The organism is Bacillus sp. UNC41MFS5 (assembly GCF_000686805.1).
This window is the reverse complement of the sequence record NZ_KK366019.1, coordinates 78,133-96,970: the sequence shown is the minus strand read 5'-3', so window position 1 is coordinate 96,970 and position 18,838 is coordinate 78,133. Positions and strand designations below refer to the sequence as shown.

At 39.3% G+C, this 18,838-nt stretch carries 15 protein-coding genes; 2 read left to right on the top strand and 13 right to left on the bottom strand.

Going from position 1 to position 18,838, the window contains the following annotated elements:
* Window positions 1–160 precede the first annotated feature (160 nt).
* The 4 genes from ftsX to BR30_RS0126985 form a co-directional block, all read right to left on the bottom strand.
* Window positions 161–1,054, bottom strand: a complete 894-nt coding sequence (gene ftsX / locus BR30_RS0127000) for a permease-like cell division protein FtsX (RefSeq protein ID WP_026567746.1) — start codon at window positions 1,052–1,054, stop codon at window positions 161–163.
* The gene (gene ftsE / locus BR30_RS0126995) at window positions 1,044–1,730 is read right to left on the bottom strand and encodes a cell division ATP-binding protein FtsE (protein WP_026567745.1); all 687 of its coding nucleotides are present in this window, start codon (window positions 1,728–1,730) and stop codon (window positions 1,044–1,046) included. The genes ftsX and ftsE overlap by 11 nt, the downstream gene beginning before the upstream one ends.
* A 253-nt stretch (window positions 1,731–1,983) precedes the next feature.
* On the bottom strand, window positions 1,984–2,328 hold the full coding sequence (gene cccB / locus BR30_RS0126990; protein WP_026567744.1) for a cytochrome c551: 345 nt from the start codon (window positions 2,326–2,328) through the stop codon (window positions 1,984–1,986).
* A gap of 51 nt (window positions 2,329–2,379) precedes the next feature.
* The gene (locus BR30_RS0126985; RefSeq protein WP_026567743.1) at window positions 2,380–3,246 is read right to left on the bottom strand and encodes a YitT family protein; all 867 of its coding nucleotides are present in this window, start codon (window positions 3,244–3,246) and stop codon (window positions 2,380–2,382) included.
* Window positions 3,247–3,479: 233 nt separating this feature from the next.
* Between BR30_RS0126985 and BR30_RS35475 the strand changes: the two genes are divergently transcribed.
* Complete coding sequence (locus BR30_RS35475) at window positions 3,480–3,899, top strand: DUF16 domain-containing protein (RefSeq protein ID WP_051633810.1); 420 nt, start codon at window positions 3,480–3,482, stop codon at window positions 3,897–3,899.
* A 129-nt stretch (window positions 3,900–4,028) separates the two neighbouring features.
* On the opposite strand, the gene prfB is transcribed toward BR30_RS35475, so the two are convergent.
* From prfB to BR30_RS0126945, 7 genes are all read right to left on the bottom strand, one after another.
* A protein-coding gene (gene prfB / locus BR30_RS0126975) for a peptide chain release factor 2 (RefSeq protein ID WP_155928870.1) occupies window positions 4,029–5,130 on the bottom strand; the annotation gives its coding sequence in 2 pieces (ribosomal slippage) (window positions 4,029–5,057 and window positions 5,059–5,130; 1,101 coding nt in all).
* A 307-nt stretch (window positions 5,131–5,437) separates the two neighbouring features.
* Complete coding sequence (locus BR30_RS0126970; RefSeq protein ID WP_026567741.1) at window positions 5,438–7,630, bottom strand: Ig-like domain-containing protein; 2,193 nt, start codon at window positions 7,628–7,630, stop codon at window positions 5,438–5,440.
* 322 nt (window positions 7,631–7,952) lie between these two features.
* On the bottom strand, window positions 7,953–9,464 hold the full coding sequence (locus tag BR30_RS0126965; RefSeq protein ID WP_026567740.1) for a cytochrome c3 family protein: 1,512 nt from the start codon (window positions 9,462–9,464) through the stop codon (window positions 7,953–7,955).
* 158 nt (window positions 9,465–9,622) lie between these two features.
* A complete protein-coding gene (locus BR30_RS0126960) occupies window positions 9,623–10,594 on the bottom strand; it encodes a 6-bladed beta-propeller (protein WP_026567739.1) in 972 nt (323 codons plus the stop codon).
* Window positions 10,595–10,596: 2 nt separating this feature from the next.
* Window positions 10,597–11,295: a tetratricopeptide repeat protein gene (locus tag BR30_RS0126955; protein ID WP_026567738.1), complete on the bottom strand. Its 699-nt coding sequence runs from the start codon at window positions 11,293–11,295 to the stop codon at window positions 10,597–10,599.
* A gap of 20 nt (window positions 11,296–11,315) precedes the next feature.
* The gene (locus BR30_RS0126950; RefSeq protein WP_026567737.1) at window positions 11,316–12,524 is read right to left on the bottom strand and encodes a cytochrome c3 family protein; all 1,209 of its coding nucleotides are present in this window, start codon (window positions 12,522–12,524) and stop codon (window positions 11,316–11,318) included.
* Window positions 12,525–12,551: 27 nt separating this feature from the next.
* Window positions 12,552–13,955 (bottom strand): cytochrome c3 family protein, encoded by a 1,404-nt coding sequence (locus tag BR30_RS0126945; RefSeq protein ID WP_026567736.1) that lies wholly within the window; start codon window positions 13,953–13,955, stop codon window positions 12,552–12,554.
* Window positions 13,956–14,497: 542 nt separating this feature from the next.
* Here BR30_RS0126945 and secA point away from each other — a divergent pair.
* Window positions 14,498–17,008, top strand: a complete 2,511-nt coding sequence (gene secA, locus BR30_RS0126940) for a preprotein translocase subunit SecA (RefSeq protein WP_026567735.1) — start codon at window positions 14,498–14,500, stop codon at window positions 17,006–17,008.
* Between the two features lie 293 nt (window positions 17,009–17,301).
* Here secA and hpf read toward each other — a convergent pair whose 3' ends face one another.
* Together hpf and BR30_RS0126930 are read right to left on the bottom strand one after the other, a co-directional pair.
* A complete protein-coding gene (gene hpf / locus BR30_RS0126935) occupies window positions 17,302–17,850 on the bottom strand; it encodes a ribosome hibernation-promoting factor, HPF/YfiA family (RefSeq protein WP_026567734.1) in 549 nt (182 codons plus the stop codon).
* Between the two features lie 271 nt (window positions 17,851–18,121).
* The gene (locus tag BR30_RS0126930) at window positions 18,122–18,838 is read right to left on the bottom strand and encodes a ComF family protein (protein ID WP_026567733.1); all 717 of its coding nucleotides are present in this window, start codon (window positions 18,836–18,838) and stop codon (window positions 18,122–18,124) included.

The window sequence follows — 18,838 nt, the reverse complement described above, 5'->3', positions numbered from 1 at the left end:
TTCTCCTCCTATCTCTCTATGTACAGGTAAATCCAGGTTTACCTTTTTTTGACGAATGCTGTTGTACGTAACATTCTGTAGGACTCACGCGTCTATTCTAGTAATAGGTCGGATAACAGTAAATCAGGAAGGACACGGGTGTCATCCTTCCTGATCTATATTATACTTTTAAGAATTTTCGAACGGACATTAAGCTTCCCCAAATTCCTATCAGAGCACCCATTAGAATAAGAATGCCGGAAACCTGATACATGAATGGATCAAATGGAAGCACTTTAATGAAAGTTCCTTCAAGCCGTGGACCGATATAATCATAGGCACGATAGTAGGCAATGGAAATTAGGATAATTGGTAAAATTGATCCGATTATGCCTAGCCATAGTCCTTCTAAGAAGAACGGCCAACGGATGAACGTATTCGTGGCACCTACTAACCTCATAATCTTAATTTCTCTACGTCTCGCAATAATCGTAATTTTGATTGTATTCGAGATTAAGAAAATAGCCGTGAAGAATAAGCCGATAATTAATACAATACCGACGTTGCGGCTTGCTTTAATAAACTTGAATAATTTTTCCACCTTGCCCTGACCATATTTGACCTTGGCAACATAAGTAGATTTTTGAATTTGTTTAGCTACTTGCATCGTATCTGTCGGTTTTTTCGTCTTTACGATATAAACATCGTTTAAAGGATTATCCTGTTCAAAAAGTTTAAAGGACTTTCCTTCTTCCCCAAGACTATTTACTAAATTGTCTAGTTCCTGCTGTTTCGAGGAGAATGTGACACTTTTTACTTCAGGTATACTTTCAATCACAGTTTTAAGTTTTTGCTGATCTTGAGCGTTTGCAGCTACATCAATATGAACGCGAATTGACACATCGTCTTCAATTGTTTCTGCTACTCTATTAAGATTCATCATAATAACGAAAAAGACACCAACTAAAATCAAGGTAACGGTAACAGCACTTACCGATGCAAAAGTCATCCAGCCATTTCTGCTGATATTCTTTAAGCTATCTCGGGAGTGACGGCCAATGGTTCTAATTTTCATAACCGTATTCACCTCTTTCATCATCACGCACGATTTTACCGCCTTCAATGGCAATCACTCGATGCTGTAATGTATTAACAATCTCTCGGTTATGGGTTGCCATAACAATCGTTGTTCCTCTTGAATTAATCTCTTCAAATATTTTCATAATTTCCCAAGATGTTTCAGGATCAAGGTTTCCGGTAGGCTCATCCGCAATTACGACTTTCGGCGAATTGACAATTGAACGAGCTATCGAAACACGCTGCTGCTCCCCGCCTGAAAGCTCGGACGGCAGCATTTTTATTTTATGCTTTAAGTTAACAAGATCAAGAACTTCCATCACTCGTTTTTTAATTACTTTCGGCTGGGCTTCGATAACCTCTAAGGCAAAGGCAACATTTTCATAAACAGTTAATCTCGGAAGCAGCTTAAAATCCTGAAAAACAACGCCAAGATTCCGTCTGAAAATAGGGACCTTTTTCATTTTTAATTTAGCTAAGTTAACACCATTCATTGTGATGGTCCCAGAAGTCGGAACTTCCTCACGATACATCATTTTAATAAATGTCGATTTTCCGGCACCACTTGGTCCGACGACATAGACAAATTCGCCCTGGTTGATCCGGACGTCTATCCCATTAATGGCTGAAACTCCATTCGGGTACTTTTTATAAACATCTTGTAGTTCTATCATTTTTTATCACCTTTATTTAAAGACATTTCGAATTTTATTCGACAATTATCTTTTTTTATTTGCAAAATGGACTAGGATAACAAAAAAAACATGTGCATAATTTCGCATAATCCTATTATAACATCATAAATCGTTAAAAAAAGCGGTAAAAATATTACAGTTTCTTTTCAAACAATTACAAAACTCGACATTTTTTTTATTTAGAGAAATAAAAAACGCCCTGTTTTTTCAAACAGAACGCTTCTCGAGTCTTTTATTTTTTGGCAGCAAGCCACTCAGCAACTTGGTTTGCATCATCGCCAGTTATTACGTTTGCAGGCATTTGCCCTTTACCATTTTTAAGGATATTCAAGATTTCATCCTTAGAGTACTTAGAGCCAACCTTGGTAAGATTTGGGCCCATACCACCTGTTAGATCGCCGCCATGACAGCTCGAGCATTTTTGATCAAAAATCTTCGCTGCTGCATCACTGCTTGCTGTTTCCGTTCCTTTGTCAGTTCCTGTGTCTTTACTTGTGTCTTTATCCCCGCCTCCGCAGGCAGCCAGACCCATTACTAATGCAGTTCCCATCAGAAATGTAACCCACTTCTTTTTCATGTTATTACCCCCTTCGGAAAATATTACCATCAATGCCCTATTATACCAATCCTATGCCCGCTTGAAACCCTCGCCTAACACTTCAGCTGCATCCATAACAACAACAAATGCAGATGGGTCAAGGGCTTTAACCAATTGTTTCAATTTTGTGAACTCCGATTGATCTACCACGCACATAAGAACTGGCCGTTCATGGTCAGTAAATCCACCATATGCTGATAGTTTTGTCACACCACGGTCTATTTTATTCAAAATTCCGGCACGAACTTCTTCTTGTTTACCAGTAATAATCATTGCCATTTTTGATCGGCCGAAACCAACCTGAATCAGGTCAATTGTTTTACTTGTTACATAAAGGGCAATCAACGCATACAAACCCTTTTCGATATCAAATACAATCGCAGCAGCTAGCACTATTAAACCATCGATAATGACAACGCATCGTCCTAGAGAAAAACCTGTATATTTATGAATAATTTGCGCTGCCAGGTCAGTCCCGCCCGTCGATGCTCTTCCCCTAAAGACTATGCCCAATCCAAGTCCTACACCAATTCCCCCAAACAGAGCTCCAAGAAGTGCGTCATTTGTCCAAGGATCTAAATTCCTTGTAAAAAAAACTACTAATGGTAAAAAAATCGTTCCCGCAAGGGTTTTCACACCAAACTGCTTTCCTAATAAAACCACACCGGCTACAAATAATGGAATATTAAACGCCCACTGAACATAGGCAGGCTCCCACCCGAGTACTGTCTTTAGAATCGTACTAATACCACTTACTCCGCCTGAGGCCACTTGGTTCGGAAGTAAGAAAACATTAAAAGTTAAACCAATGATTGCCGCACCAATTAATACAAAAAGATAATCGATTGCTATTCTCGTTTTAGGATAGGTAAGTGTTAAATTACTTAAGATATTCATAAAGCTATTCTCCTCAAAATTTTAAATACTTTCTATTAACCGAAAGTGAGTATAGCATGGGTAAATATTGGTGTAAATGGCAGTAAGTTGACGTGGTAAAGGATTAAATTTTTCTCTTAGCATTTGCTAGTAAAGCGGTTTTTATAAGGAAGGTTCTCTTGGAGAGATTATCGATTGTTTTGCTAAAAAAATATCAATGAATGTTATAATATGTTGAATAGGAGGTGAACATAATGGAGCAGTTGTTAAAGCAAATGATGGAACAAATGAATCAACAGTTCGAAAAGATTGATAAGCGGTTTGAACAAATTGATCAGCGGTTTGATAAAATCGAATCTAGACTTGATACCATGGATCAGCGGATTGATAAGATTGAAACTAGACTTGATGCTATGGATCAGCGGTTTGATGCTATGGATCAGCGGTTTGATGCTATGGATCAACGGTTCAATGCTATGGATCAGCGGTTCAATGCTATGGATGAACAATTTACTGGTGTAAATCAACGATTAGATAAAGTGGAGGAAAGTATTCACTCACTTGAGCAAACAGTTAAAAATAATGCAACGGAATTTAGAAGTTATTTTAGACACATCGATAACAAATTGGAAAATCATGATAAGATGTTTGAAATGCTCTCTGCGGAAGTGTAACTTCAAAATGTAGAGTAATCTACTTATCCTCAACGTAACGATCACACACTCCTCATCTAGATCGGCAAATAGTTCCCAAAAAATAAGCCTTTGCCGAATTAGTCGGCAAAGGCTATAAATATGTCCAATTTATGAAATTCTCGATCTGAGATATGCATTAATAAACTGGTCCAAATCTCCGTCCATAACAGCCTGAACGTTCCCGCTTTCTGTGCTAGTCCTGTGATCTTTCACCATCGAATAAGGATGGAATACGTATGATCGAATTTGACTTCCCCAGCCGATTTCTTTTTGTTCGCCTCGTATTTCCAAAAGCTCTTGCTCTTGTTTCTCAATTTCCAATTGATACAGCTTGGCTTTTAGCATTTTCAGCGCTGCCTCGCGGTTTTTAATTTGTGAACGTTCCGCTTGACACGTGACAACTACACCAGTTGGCAGGTGGGTAATCCGGATGGCCGAATCGGTAGTGTTAATATGCTGTCCGCCCGCACCTGTCGCACGATAGGTATCAATTTTTAAATCTTCTGTCCGGACTTCTATTTGAATGTCATCATTGAGTTCAGGCATGACTTCACAGGAAACGAAAGACGTATGACGACGGCCTGAGGAATCGAATGGAGAAATCCTTACCAGACGGTGGACCCCTTTTTCCGCCTTTAAGTAGCCGTACGCATTATGCCCCTTAATCGCGAGCGTTACACTCTTAATCCCCGCTTCATCTCCGGGCAAGTAATCAAGGGTCTCAACCTTAAAGCCCTTTTTCTCAGCCCAGCGAGTATACATCCGCAGCAGCATCGATCCCCAGTCCTGTGATTCCGTTCCACCCGCACCCGGGTGAAGTTCTAGAATGGCATTATTTTTATCGTACTCCTCACTAAGAAGAAGCTGTAGTTCAAATTGACTCAAACGAGCTGTTAACTGCCCGAGTTCCTCTTCCAACTCCGCACGTAATTCTTCATCATTTTCTTCTTTGACAAGTTCGTAGGTTAATTCCAAATTTTCAAAGCTGTTATTCAGATCATAAAATTCATTGACCTGGTCCTTTAATCCATTTGCTTCACTAATGACGGTCTGTGCAGCCTGCTGATCGTTCCAGAAATCAGGATGAAGCATCTCATCGTCTAATTCAGCAATTCTTGCTTCTTTATTTTCAAGGTCAAAGAGACCCCCTAAAGTCCGCTAATTTCTTAGCTGTTTTTTCAAGTTCATTACGAATTTCTGCTAATTCCATTATCTTCACCTCTATAAAAATTACCTATATCGCATTTTATTCCGAAATCATTGTTCAGTTCCTTAACCATTATAGCGTGATAAGCGCCTAAATTTCAAAGTTTGGTCGTTAAAAAGTTTATGCCTTCCCTTATAGAGATTGTTCCTTTCATTTCAATTTAATCACTCCAATCAAATTTGTTAAAAAGGACATAATTCGTACTTCTATATCTTTAGCATCAATTTCAATAGCGGAGATGTACATCAAGTTAATAAACCAAATACCAGGAACAAAAAAATCAAGAGGAGAACTCCTCTCGATTTTAGTTTTATTGTGTGGGTATTACCCCTTTTTTAGGAGCGTGGGAAGCACTTAAAGCTTTTTCGACATCTGTCTCCCCTCTTCCATGACAGTAAGAGCATGTCTTATCCGGATAATCCTTATGTTCATAAAGGGTTTCGTCATATTTTTGTCCTGTAACCCCATAAATGGCTGTTGTTCCATTATGACAAGAGAGACAGAATACCCGTTCCTTGGCATCTGTTAATATAGTAAACTCGCGCTCATTGGAACCAATTTGCACTTTCACAATTTTACGATCTGTTTCTCCAGCATTAAAGGACTGTACATCCTCGTGCCCTAAAGATTCTTTAAGATTTTTTATATTATCAGACCCATGGGTATCATGACACTCTGCACATGGAATGTGCCCGGCAAGAGGGCTTCCATCCTGTGCCTTTATAATATGTCTGGAAAATTGGTTCTCAGCCAAGGAAATCTCCCTTTTAGAGTAGGAAAAGCCAGGATTGCTTGTTTCGTATTCTTCCATAGTTTCTTCCGTCAAATTATTGTAAAAGCTCGCAATATCAGCAATTCCCTTATACTTATTTTTGGTATTCAAATTATGACATCGGAGACAGAGTTCATAATTTTCATAGATCCCTATTGCATTAATATTTTTTTTATATTGGAAGACTCGATACTCTACGTCATGTTGCGCAATTTTCCCACCACTATCTGCTTCATGACAGGACTCACATAGTTGTTCTTTGCTGCTTATTTTTCCAACAGGCTTGTTGTCCTTTTGAATATCAGGAGCATGCGTATAAACAATATGATCCTGTGCTAAATTAGGATTACCCTCTGACCGCTCTAAATGTGGATTGTGACAACTTGCACAGGAACTGCCGCTCGGTTTCCCGGAAATGTCAATTGCCGAAGAATGCTTGTGCGTGGCTTGGCTATTTTCAGGCATAGGTGCAACTGTCCCGTCATGACAGGCCATGCAATAGTTATCGACAGATAGGTTAGTATTAGCATTTCCACTATTTTTTTTCTGATCCAATAGGTTTGGATTAGTTGCTTCATGAGTACTATGGCAATTGACACATACATTCACATTATTTGCATAAACGGCATGCGGACTTTCCCGGTGAACATTTTCTCCGTTTAATGCTATTCCATAAAGTTGCTGTCCACTCTCTTCATCCTTAATTGGTGGAGCACTTTCCGTCGTAAATGACCAAAACCTAGGAAAAGCACTATTTCCAGCAGAATCAATAACTCCCAAGGGGCTAATAAAAACATTATATTTTGTGCTTAATGATAAGGGTCTTACGGATGGTATAAATGAAATTTCTTTTGTGGTCTTGTCATAATGTACATCACCTGGAACATCTTTACCATTACTTGTAACTCTGATACTTTTGTCAATTTCTGTTTCCTTTAATGCATTGGCATCGGAAACCCTGAATTTTATTTCCGTACTTATTGAAACTTGAGTCATATCCTCTGTGTAAGTTGGAACAATACTTTTCATTAAAATATTGGGACGTAATGTATCTAATGTAAAAGTAATAGGTTTTGGTGCTCCCTCATTCCCTGCACGGTCTATCGCTCTTGCAGAAACGGTTTGAGCGCCTTCTTCCATCTGCGGATTAGTGTAAATCCATTTCCCATTACTATCTTTTGGGACATTTATCCATGTTCCAGTACCATCGCAGTTCCCCATACAAATTTGCACAGCTGAATCTGTTTCGGTAGCTAGCTCAATCGAACCAGATTTGGAAAAAGCACCTTCAACTAAGTTCACAAATGTAATAGCGGGTTGTGTAAGATCAATCGTTAGATTATTAATAGTCGTGGAGGCAACAGTTATTCCTTCAGCATCTACAAGATTAGCAATAATATTATGTGTTCCTTCTGGTAAAAGAACATCTGGTATACTCCAACTATTCCCAGTTACTTCATATGGCGTTCCAATTGGCTCAGATCCATTAAACAGGTTGACTTTCATTCCTGGGGTATAATTTTCAACTGTACCCGAAATGGTTATACTACCTATGTTTAAGAATTCACCTGTTTCAAGAGATGTTATTGTTACTATTGGGTCTGTTCCAATCCCTTCAGCATTTACAAGGGATATTTTCGATATTTGATAGGATCCAAATATTTGAATACATAAAACAAGTATAACTAGTACAAGCAACTTTGTTTTATGCAGGAGTCCTCTTTTCCTCATTTAGCACCCCTCGTTTCTACTATTTATGTAGTGGCAAAATGTTGTACTTCATATTTATTTTATTCCTATTGATGGGAAGGAACTAGAGGAAGGGGATAATATTCAATAAAAATTCATATATAAATTGTAAAATGTGGACTAGAATTATTTGAAGTATTTTTTTTAAGTTTTTACACTTAAAAGAAAAGAATGACAATTTAGTGACTTAAATGTTACTATATTAGTAATTAAATAAGGTGTTATGCCAAAGCATAACACCTTATAATCTGAATATTTCATTTTGAGCTAATAATTAGTTGCTGCTAATTGTTAGCTTATTTTATTAATAGCCTGTTGGCATTCCATTTGGATGGTCTGCAGAACGCTCAGTGTTCTTGATTGATTCAGCGTGAGAGCTGTTGTGGCAAGCCCAACATACTGACATATTTGTGAACTTCTTAAGAGCAGAAGAAGCATTGTTATCTTGCATGTAACCTAGAGCTCCTGCTTCATCACCTGCGAACTGTCCACCAGTTGCAGTTAAGTCTTTAATTGTACGTCCAAGAGAATCTTTCATGATGTAAGCATCAGTACCGTGACCATAGTGACAGCGTACGCAAGTGTAAGAGTCGCTGGTTGTGCTGTGACGGTATGCTGCATTTTCAGCTTCGAAGTGAGTTGATTTAGTTCCAGAAGCAGTTAGATAATCAGTGTGACAAGCTGCACAGAATTTGGACATTGCTACACCAATACCTGTTACGGTGCCATCAGCTTTTACATTGTAGCCAAGATCTTTCAATTTTTGTTCAGATACGCCCATTTTAGCTACAGTTGATCCGCCGAAGTATGCAGCCTGATTGATTGAGTGTGTAACTTCATCTTTTTCCATTTTAACTACTACAGGACGAGCTAAGAAACCTTTTGTTGCTTTACCCAATGCAGTTGCACCGGCAGGAGAAGTTGAATATGCTTGTGCATGTTCGTAATCGAAGTATACGCCAGCTGTTGAACCGTAGGCAGCAACAGTAGTATCAGTTTCCATCAAACGAGACCAGTAAGTTTTTCCGTCTGTACGGTTGTCATAGCCATATAACCATGGAGCTTCAGATTTTGTATAGCTAGAAGTACCTTTGTTGTATTGAGCAACAGTTACTACACCGTTAGCATCTGTAGAACGGAGTAAAACTACAGCTGCAGTTTGTGCATCTAAAGTATCAACTACAGGAACGTTTTCTAGTTGCATACCACCTTGAGAAGCTGGCATTGAAGCAATACCGTTCGGATTGTACGCAAGTAAACGGTCAGAGTAAGATCCGTGTGGTGCGTGACAGCTTGCACAGTTGAAGTTTTCGCCCCATCCAGTTCCACTAGTTTTAGAACCTTCAGTGTGATTTCCACCTGGTGCAGCACTGATTTTTACTGTATCGTTAGCTTGGTGCTGAGATGCGCCGTGAGTACCACCGAAAGTACCAGCTCCAGTCATTTTAGCAGTTTCGCCGCTAGAGAATACGTTAGCAAATCCTAAAGTACCATCATGACATGCAGTACAAGTGTTATATACACTATCTGAAAATAGTAATGAGTCGCCTTTTGCAGTGTGTGTTTGGTGACAGCTTGCACAAGAGTTGGTGTTGTTTTGGTAAGAAGTGTGCATTTTTTGGCCAGTTAAAGCTTTGATAACAGTACCAGCTGTAGTACCGTCATTTGTGTCAACACCCTCAGCTGTTTTGTTTGCATTGGTAATAGATGTACCTTTTTGACCAGGAGTCATAGTTGTGCCTGCAGCAGATGCTCCTGCAGCAAACATGCCTACTAACATGATCGCAAAAAGTAAGCTAAAGCTAAACTTTCTCATTCTTGAAACCTCCCAAATAAATCTCTCTTTTTCTCTTTTTTTTGTTTTTATATTCTATGAAAAAAACAGATACTGCTTCTCTTTTCTATACCACCCCCTTTAATGCCAAGGAATAGACTATTAAATTAGTCATTACTGTTCTGGCAGTGTTGGAACTGTTATTTAAAGATTTGAACCCTGATGTTTAGTGTATCCGTAATATAAACATTGTCATTTTTGTCGATGAATAAGCCGTTTGGCAGAGAGAACTGTCCGTTGTTTTCACCCATGCCGCCAAATTCAAATACTCTCTTACCATCCTTGTCAAAGCCATAAACAAGGTGGGTCAAGTTGCTGACAACATACATGATGCCACGGCTGTCGATGCCAATCCCCCTTGGGTTGACAAATATGGATTCGCCCTTGCCATTAGTGGATCCATTGATAATCTTTTTATACTTACCTGTTTTATCAAAAATCTGTACGCGCTGGTTTGCAGTATCCACGACATAAATAGTGCCTTCTTCATCGGCGGTGATGCCATTTGGAGCGTTAAATTCGCCATCTTTAGTGCCTGGCTTGCCGACTTCAAGAAGCAGCTTTCCGTTTAAGTCAAATACATAAGCTTTATTTGTTTTAATATCGGTAATGTACACTTTTTTATCAATAATTCTCAATGCAGCTGGTGCTGCAATTTTTTTACTAGTCATTACCTTTTTGGCAAAATAATCAATGAATTTTCCTTTTTCATTGAATATTGAAATATTTCCATTATATAAATCGGCAACAAATACTCTTCCATTTTCGTCTGTAGAGATTCCATAAGGAAATTTAAATTGCCCCTTGCCGGTTCCATCCTCGCCAAATGCGAACAACAGGTTGCCGCCGACATCAAATGCCAGTACACGTTTATTATTCGTATCTGATACATAAGTAAACGAACTATTGGCGGTTACATCCATAGGCTTATCAAAAGGCTTATTAAAGTCACCCGTAAGCGCTTGACTGTAGTTTGGTGCCCCATTTGGATTAATAACTTTTAACAATCCTGTATCAACTGCTTTTGTTTGATTAAGGAAAAGGAAGGTAAAAACTGCTGCCGTAGCTATAGCAATGAGTGCCATGCCGATATACACATTACGTCTTTTCATCGTTATTCACCTTCAGCCTTTGTGTCTTTATCTTTTAATCTATCTAATGCATCGATTGCATCTTTAAACAATGGATCATACTGGAGTGAATCCTTATAAATAGAGATCGCATCTGCATATTTTCCTTGAGCTTCTGCTACCATCCCAATTTGATAAATGATGTCGGAATTGGTTGGAGCCAGCTTATTGGCTTGTTCAAGTGACTTGGTAGCATTATCGTACTCTTTTAACCCACGATAGGCGATTCCCATTTGCACATGGCCCTTATAGTCTTTAGGAGCGATTTTGACAGCTTTTTCAAATTCAATAAGCGCTTCATTATATCGTTCTTCAGACAGATAGACTAAACCCATGTTGTAACGCGCATCATAATAATTTTTATCTTGCTCAAGGACAAAATCAAACTGTTTAATCGCTTCATCATGCTCACCTTTTAAATAATAGGTATAACCAAGTACGATACGGTTTTCTAGATTAGCAGGATCTTTTTTTACCTCTTGTTTATAGTAATCTAACTGCTCATTTACTCGTTTCATATCAATGCTATTCCAAAAATAAAAGTGACCGAGAGCATATCCAGTACCAACAGTAATAATTAATGTCAGTAATAATAATAGGATCCCAGTTTTCTTCCTAAACTTCTTGGGTTGTTTCTTGGCTGCTCTTTCCTCTACTTCCTGAGGTACTTTTTCTGCTTCCATGGTAAATCCCCTCTCGGAATCTATTCGTTTACTTTATGGTTTATATTTGACTTATGGCATTTTGAACACGTTTTTTCAACGTGACATTTTAAACATGATTTTTCGTATTTTTGATTTACTGCTAAGTGGAACGGGTGTTTCTCCTTAAATCTGTCCCCGTGTGAACTCGGATGACAGGAAGCACATTGAACCGTTGTTACCGGTGAATCACTTGTAATCCGGTTAGCGTGGCAAACAAAGCATTTTTGTGTATCCTTTGATATACTGCCATGTTTCGTCTCAAAAGAAGCAATTTGATGGCTTTCTGGACTTTTTCCGTGGCATTCTTTACAAAATGTGTTTGTTTTTGCATATTGTGAAACTGTAACTTTATTAGTATTAGCAGCTGTAGTTTCATTATTTAAAAATTTAGTATAGCTTGGGTCTTCCTTAAATAAGTCGTACTTTTCACTGGACATATAGGAATGGCATTGCTCACATTTTTTCAATTCAGATGGTTGTATTTTCCCATGTCCGACTGTTTTAAAAGTTTGTGTTTTATGAGTTTTAGGAACCATTGATGTTTCATGACAAGCACTACATTCCAATGTTGCTTTCCTTGCTTCATGACATTCCATACATGTGTCCATTTGCGGACTAGTAAACTTCTTATCACTCATTAGCACGGTGCCTAGTTTTTCATCCCATTTTCCATAATCACTCTTATAAGTTACCTTTCGATCAGATATTTCCCCGTGAGCAGTACCGCTATGACACTGTACGCATTTAATCCCTTCCGTCTTATGTTTGCTGTGAGGTATTATGATATCGCCAGAAGGAGTGACTTCTCGGTTTTTCATGTTGTGACAGGTTTCGCAAGCTTGGTCAGGTATAAGATTCGGCATCTTAATTGGTGCCAGATAGGTATCAGTTTGCGTTTTATATAATTCCTTAATTCCGCTACCTTTTGCTTTTACGTAATTCTCTGCTCCCGATCCAATATGACAGCTTTCACAGTCTACCTCACTATGAGATGAAGCTTTCCATGTATAGAACTGAGGTTTCATCTCATGACAGGATGCGCAAAATTCTGAGCTGGATGTTGTTTCTAGCCCCACAAAGCTTAGACCGAAGAAGATAGCTAGGAACAACACAGTTAGAGTTAGATATTTGAATAACTTATAGCGAAATTCGTTTCCTTTAAAGCGAAAACGGGGAGGGGCCGACCGCGTTTCTTGTTCTTCTTCCATAAAGCGACCCTCCTGAACAAAAATCGATTATTTTTTCTTATCTGATTTAAAGCCTGTTCTGTGACAGTATTGGCAATAAACATCTGTTGGTGCTTTAACTTCTGATGATCCTGGTTTTGGCTTTTCACGGTCGTGACAAATGAAGCATTCAGACTTTTGATCAGCGGTTTTCGCTTTAGACGCGTGGTCTGTTAACCATTGGTCGCTGTCTACGTGTCCTGCTGGACGGTTACTATGGCATGCGCTACAGAATTTATTGATTCGTGATTGATCTTTAACGATTGTAATGTTAGGTGTATATTTTGTTTTGGTTTCTTTCATCTTAAGGATTGAAATAATATCTTCTTTCGGTATTGCTCTGAACCATTTCGAATCCTGGTGGCAGTTTACGCACTTATCTAACTCTTGAACAGCTGTGCCGCCATGATTACCGTTCCAGCCTACGACCTTATGGCTCTTTGGAACTTTTACTTTCTTATGGCAAGTTTCACAGGCCATTGATAGCTTCACGTCTTTTTGTTGTTTTCCAATTGCTTGCAAAATGATATCTTGCGTTTTTTGATCGTGTTCGGCTAGTGCTTCAGCATCTGTGGTTTCGCCCTGTGTTCCCTCAGTTGCTGCTTCAGCTGACACTTGTGTAGCTTCCGTTGAGCCAGCTATTTTATTTTCTTCTTGTTTCTTCTCAAGCTCTTCCGGATTTGGCGGAACGCTGTAAGAAGCTTCTTTCCAAGGTTTGACGCCGTTGTTAACTTGATCGTGACAATCAATACATGTTCCCATGTTTGGCCTGAGGTATTTCTTTTCCATTAATTTCTCAGCACTCTCAGTAGTCCACTTGCCGCGAACTTCTTCGACGTTGATTCCACGAGATGCCATCTTCGCATGCACGACCCCTGCATGGCAGGTAATACAAGGAATATCTTGTTCAATATGTCCTTTATGGTTTACTTTTAAATCCCCAGATGCAGTTACGAGTCGGTTCTTTGAATGACATTGCAAGCAGTTTTCATTTGAAACTGCTTCTTCCTCGGTTTGAACAATTTGCTCAGGTACACCAGTTACATGGTAGTAAACTTCTTTCACTGATTTCATTTTGTGGGTAATCATGTTGGTGAAACCTGGCTTAATATGACACTGTACACAAGAAATCTGATTGTGGGCACTTGCAGTAAACGTTGAATATTCAGGTGCCATTTCATGACAGCTTGCACAGAATGTCGGTGAGTTGGTCATGGTTAGAACTCCATACCCTCCACCAAATACAACGATACAGCCAACAAGTGAAACAAACAGTAATTTCCACATGTTAACCGGATTCTTCCAGTCAATTCCTCGAAACTTTTGCCATAATCCTCGAATCAGGCCAGCTTTTTTTCTATCTTCTCTACTTTCGGGATCTATTTCTTTAGTTTTTTTCCCCCAAATGGCCACTTAACCCACCCTTCCCATTTTGGATTCTTTCTCTCTCTTTATTTTCCATATTAACCTCTCTAAAGGTAGTATCTAACATTGTAAGAGTATATTCCAATGTACAATTTGTGAATAATTTTTCAAACAAACAATATGGGTATTTTCTACTAATAACAATACATAAATGTTGTTATCACAATGATATTTAATACTACGGTAATGTTGTTTACTTTGCATACGCTTGAATATTTATTCTTTTTTATGGCTTTTTATACAATTTTCATGTTTTTTTAGAATTTGAATTTCTAGTTGAAACACATTCTCAAAATCACGTCATAAGTCTGTCATATTTGACGAAAAATCGAACTTATCGAAGAAGTCCAAGCTGAAGTGATTGACTTGGAAGGAAATATAATAGATGATTGTACGAATCTTGCTTCCTTCTATCATTGTTGTCACTGTATTGTGGAAATGGTAAGATTAAAAAGGAAAATAGCGAATATTCTTGAATGGATTTTTTTAAATAGTGTATTAGTCTCGATAAAAAGGAGCGTTCATCAGATATGGGGATTTTAGATAAAGTGTTTGATTTGAACAAGCGTGAGCTGAAGCGGTTAGACAAGCTTGCGGTGAAAATTGACGCACTGGCTGCGGAAACAGAGAGGTTGACCGATGACCAGCTGCGCGAGAAAACGGAAGAGTTCAAGTCCCGCTATCAAAACGGGGAATCATTAGATGATCTACTGGTTGAAGCGTTTGCCGTTGTCCGTGAAGGTGCCAAGCGTGTGCTCGGTTTATATCCGTACCATGTTCAGTTAATGGGGGGAATTTCTCTTCATGAAGGGAACATTTCGGAGATGAAAACAGGGGAAGGTAAAACGTTAACTGCGACCATGCCAGTTTATTTGAACGCACTTTCTGGTCGAGGTGTTCACGTTGTTACGGTCAATGAATACTTAGCAAGTCGTGACGCCACCGAAATGGGTGAATTATATCAATTCCTCGGTTTAACGGTTGGCTTAAATTTAAATAGTATGGATAAGGAAGAAAAACAAGCATCCTATGCCGCTGATATTACGTATGGTACGAATAACGAATTTGGCTTCGATTACTTGCGTGATAACATGGTCCTATATAAGGAACAAAAAGTACAGCGACCACTTTTCTTCGGAGTCATTGACGAAGTTGACTCGATTTTAATTGATGAAGCGCGTACACCGTTAATTATCTCAGGGTCGGCACAAAAATCGGCTGTCCTCTATATTCAGGCGAATGGCTTTGTTAAGATGCTTTCAAAAGAAACAGATTATACGTACGATGAAAAAACGAAGGGCGTTATGTTGACAGAGGAAGGAATTAGTAAAGCTGAAAAAGCTTTCGGCATTGATAACCTTTTCGACATGTCCCACGTAACCTTAAACCATCATATTAACCAGGCCTTAAAAGCAAATGTCAGCATGCATCTTGACGTTGACTATGTGGTCCAAGACGGCGAAATTGTTATCGTTGATCAGTTCACCGGCCGTTTAATGAAAGGCCGCCGATACAGCGAAGGCTTGCACCAGGCAATTGAGGCTAAAGAAGGACTCGAAGTTCAAAACGAAAGTATGACCATGGCTACGATTACGTTCCAAAACTACTTCCGGATGTATGAAAAATTGGCAGGGATGACTGGAACCGCAAAAACGGAAGAAGAAGAATTCCGTAACATTTATAACATGAATGTTATTGTTATTCCTACGAACCGCCCTATTGCCCGTGATGACCGTCCTGATTTAATTTACTCTTCTATGAACGGTAAATTCCGTGCCGTTGTCGAGGATATCGCGGAGCGCAACCAGCAAGGACAGCCTGTACTTGTGGGTACGGTTGCGATTGAAACATCTGAGCTAATCTCCAATTATTTAGTGAAAAAAGGGATTCGCCATAATGTGTTGAACGCGAAAAACCATGAACGTGAAGCGGAGATTATTGCCGAAGCTGGACACAAAGGTGCCGTCACCATCGCAACGAACATGGCTGGCCGTGGTACGGACATTAAGCTCGGTGAAGGGGTATTAGAATTAGGCGGACTTGCTGTCATCGGAACAGAGCGACATGAAAGCCGACGGATTGATAATCAGCTTCGTGGACGTTCTGGTCGTCAAGGGGACCCGGGTATTACTCAGTTCTATTTATCCATGGAAGATGAACTGATGCGCCGCTTTGGATCAGATAATATGAAAGCCATGATGGAACGACTTGGCATGGATGATACACAGCCAATTCAGAGTAAGATGGTATCTAGAGCAGTTGAATCAGCGCAAAAACGTGTGGAGGGCAACAACTTTGATGCTCGTAAACAACTCTTGCAATATGATGATGTTCTTCGTCAGCAACGTGAAATTATCTACAACCAGCGTGATGAAGTACTAGAGTCTGAAAATCTCCGTGACATCGTTCAAAAGATGATTTTAAACTCCATCGAGCGAAATGTTGATGCTCATGCATCACGTCATGAGGATGAAGAAGAATGGAATCTTGAAGCCATCATCGATTTTGTGAATGCCTCTCTTCTCCATGAAGGGGACATTACAGTAGATGACTTGAAAGGAAAAGAACCGGACGAAATCCGCGATACGATTTTTGCAAAAGTGAAGGAACGTTACGATGAAAAAGAAGAGATTCTCTTCGATGAGCAAATGCGCGAATTTGAAAAGGTTGTAACGCTGCGTGCGGTTGATTCCAAGTGGATTGATCATATTGATGCAATGGATCAGCTACGCCAAGGGATTCATTTACGTGCCTATGGTCAAATTGATCCGCTTCGAGAATACCAGCATGAAGGATTTGCGATGTTTGAAGCGATGGTTCAATCGATTGAGGACGAAGCGGCCATGTACATCATGAAGGCTGAAATCCGCAATAATCTTGAGCGCCAAGAAGTAGCAAAAGGTCAAGCAGTGAATCCAAAAGAAGACGGTGAAGCCGTTAAGAAAAAGCCAAAAGTAAAGCAAATTGATGTAGGCCGTAATGATCCATGTATTTGTGGAAGCGGCAAGAAATACAAGAACTGCTGCGGTGCAGGAAAATAAAATTTTGTTTTGATAGGCCGGCGATCATGTATCGCTGGCTTTTTTGTTTTTGTTTGTAGGAATTGTAGGCAAGTTGGTGGATTTGTAGATAAGTGGCGGGGAATTGTAGATATCTTCTGAAAATTGTGGATATCATTCACGGAATTGTGAGTAAATTTCAATAATTCTCGGTTATCCACATGGGGATAACTTTCAGAAGGGACTTTTTAAAGAAAAAACAAGTTAGCACCAAATTTCCTATACAACAAAAAAACGCCGCTCCGTTTAAGAGCAGCGTTCTACTTTATATATGTTTAGTGTGCTTCGATTAAACCATATCGGCCGTCACGGCGCTTATAAACAACGTTTGTACGGTGTGTGTCTGCATTTGTGAACACATAAAAGCTATGACCCAGCATGTTCATTTGCAGGATGGCTTCTTCACTGTCCATTGGCTTAAGGTCGAAGCGCTTGGTACGAACTAATTCTAATTCATCCTCATCTAAATCATGTACTTCTGTGTTTTCAGTTGTTGCAAATGTAATTGGAAAATCGCCTTTTTCGCGGAATTTGCGGTTAACCTTTGTTTTGTGCTTGCGAATTTGACGCTCTAATTTGTCAGTTATCAAGTCAATCCCAGCATACATATCAAGATTTGTTTCTTCAGCACGAAGAACAAGGTGTGGCAGCGGGATCGTTACCTCTACTTTAGAAGTTTTATCTTGATTGAATCTTAGATTCACGTTTACCTTTGCATCAGGTGCTTCAGTAAAATAGCGTTCCAATTTTGCGATTTTCTTTTCTACATACTCTCTAATTGCTGGAGTTACCTCAATGTTTTCACCACGAACGTTATAATTCATTTGTGGATTCCTCCTTTAGTTAAGGCTATGTAATAACATTTCTATTTTACCCTATGATTATCCTGCTAAATCAGAACAAAAATTTTGTCGATTTATTGACAAAAACAAGGGGAATATAGTGACAAGGTTCTGCACATCCTTTGACACCCACTGGTTATTATTACTAAAATGAATGGTTATTCAATATTATTGTAAACTTTATTGGGACAACTATCCAGTGAGAAGCTCACAACAGCGTAAAATGAACAATCCATCCGATTTGACGGATTAACTATCGAGCAAGTGTTAGCGATTGGATGCTGGCTGCACCTGCCTCCTTCAATAGTTTGGCAGCATGCCTTAGTGTGGAGCCAGTTGTGTAAATATCATCGATTAGGACCACTTTTTTCCCTGTTACACTGACATCCGAATGCACCTGAAAGACTTGCGGAAGATGGATTCTCTCCGACCGAGATTTTTTCGATTGCTTTTCAGAGTGGACACGACTGAGAAGACGTACAGGCGAAAAGCCTGCTTCTATGAGAAGTGCCTCTGCTTGATTAAATCCCCTCTCATATTGCCGTTCGTCACTTAATGGGATTGGCACCAGCAGGTCTGGGGATAATTCGCCAATTTCCCCCTTGAAAAGTTCCGAAAATAGCTTTGCTAATACATAATCACCGCGAAATTTAAATGTTGCAATAACTTCTTTTAAAAAATCATTATAGAGGAAAAAGGAATGGTTATTCTCAAGGCTTCCTTGCCATTTCGGATCTTCCTCCCATCTAAAGCAATCATGGCACACATCCTCATTGCGAAATTGATCATTTACTTGGGAAAAGGGCCGGCTGCATATTCGGCATTGGTCGCCGTGAATTTGTTCTAATTTCCCTTCACAGACAGGGCAGATGAGATGTTCCTTTTCAATGGAGAAAATAGCTTGCCAGCCGATGCTTGGCACAATCACTTCATGGCAGATTAGACAGCGTTTTTGTTGGAATAAATTCAT

Coding starts and splice junctions, on each gene's coding strand:
- ftsX (WP_026567746.1), bottom strand. CDS start 1,054: ATGAAAATTAGAACCATTGGCCGTCACTCCCGAGATAGCTTAAAGAAT.
- ftsE (WP_026567745.1), bottom strand. CDS start 1,730: ATGATAGAACTACAAGATGTTTATAAAAAGTACCCGAATGGAGTTTCA.
- cccB (WP_026567744.1), bottom strand. CDS start 2,328: ATGAAAAAGAAGTGGGTTACATTTCTGATGGGAACTGCATTAGTAATG.
- BR30_RS0126985 (WP_026567743.1), bottom strand. CDS start 3,246: ATGAATATCTTAAGTAATTTAACACTTACCTATCCTAAAACGAGAATA.
- BR30_RS35475 (WP_051633810.1), top strand. CDS start 3,480: ATGGAGCAGTTGTTAAAGCAAATGATGGAACAAATGAATCAACAGTTC.
- BR30_RS0126970 (WP_026567741.1), bottom strand. CDS start 7,630: ATGAGGAAAAGAGGACTCCTGCATAAAACAAAGTTGCTTGTACTAGTT.
- BR30_RS0126965 (WP_026567740.1), bottom strand. CDS start 9,464: ATGAGAAAGTTTAGCTTTAGCTTACTTTTTGCGATCATGTTAGTAGGC.
- BR30_RS0126960 (WP_026567739.1), bottom strand. CDS start 10,594: ATGAAAAGACGTAATGTGTATATCGGCATGGCACTCATTGCTATAGCT.
- BR30_RS0126955 (WP_026567738.1), bottom strand. CDS start 11,295: ATGGAAGCAGAAAAAGTACCTCAGGAAGTAGAGGAAAGAGCAGCCAAG.
- BR30_RS0126950 (WP_026567737.1), bottom strand. CDS start 12,524: ATGGAAGAAGAACAAGAAACGCGGTCGGCCCCTCCCCGTTTTCGCTTT.
- secA (WP_026567735.1), top strand. CDS start 14,498: ATGGGGATTTTAGATAAAGTGTTTGATTTGAACAAGCGTGAGCTGAAG.
- hpf (WP_026567734.1), bottom strand. CDS start 17,850: ATGAATTATAACGTTCGTGGTGAAAACATTGAGGTAACTCCAGCAATT.
- BR30_RS0126930 (WP_026567733.1), bottom strand. CDS start 18,838: ATGAATTTATTCCAACAAAAACGCTGTCTAATCTGCCATGAAGTGATT.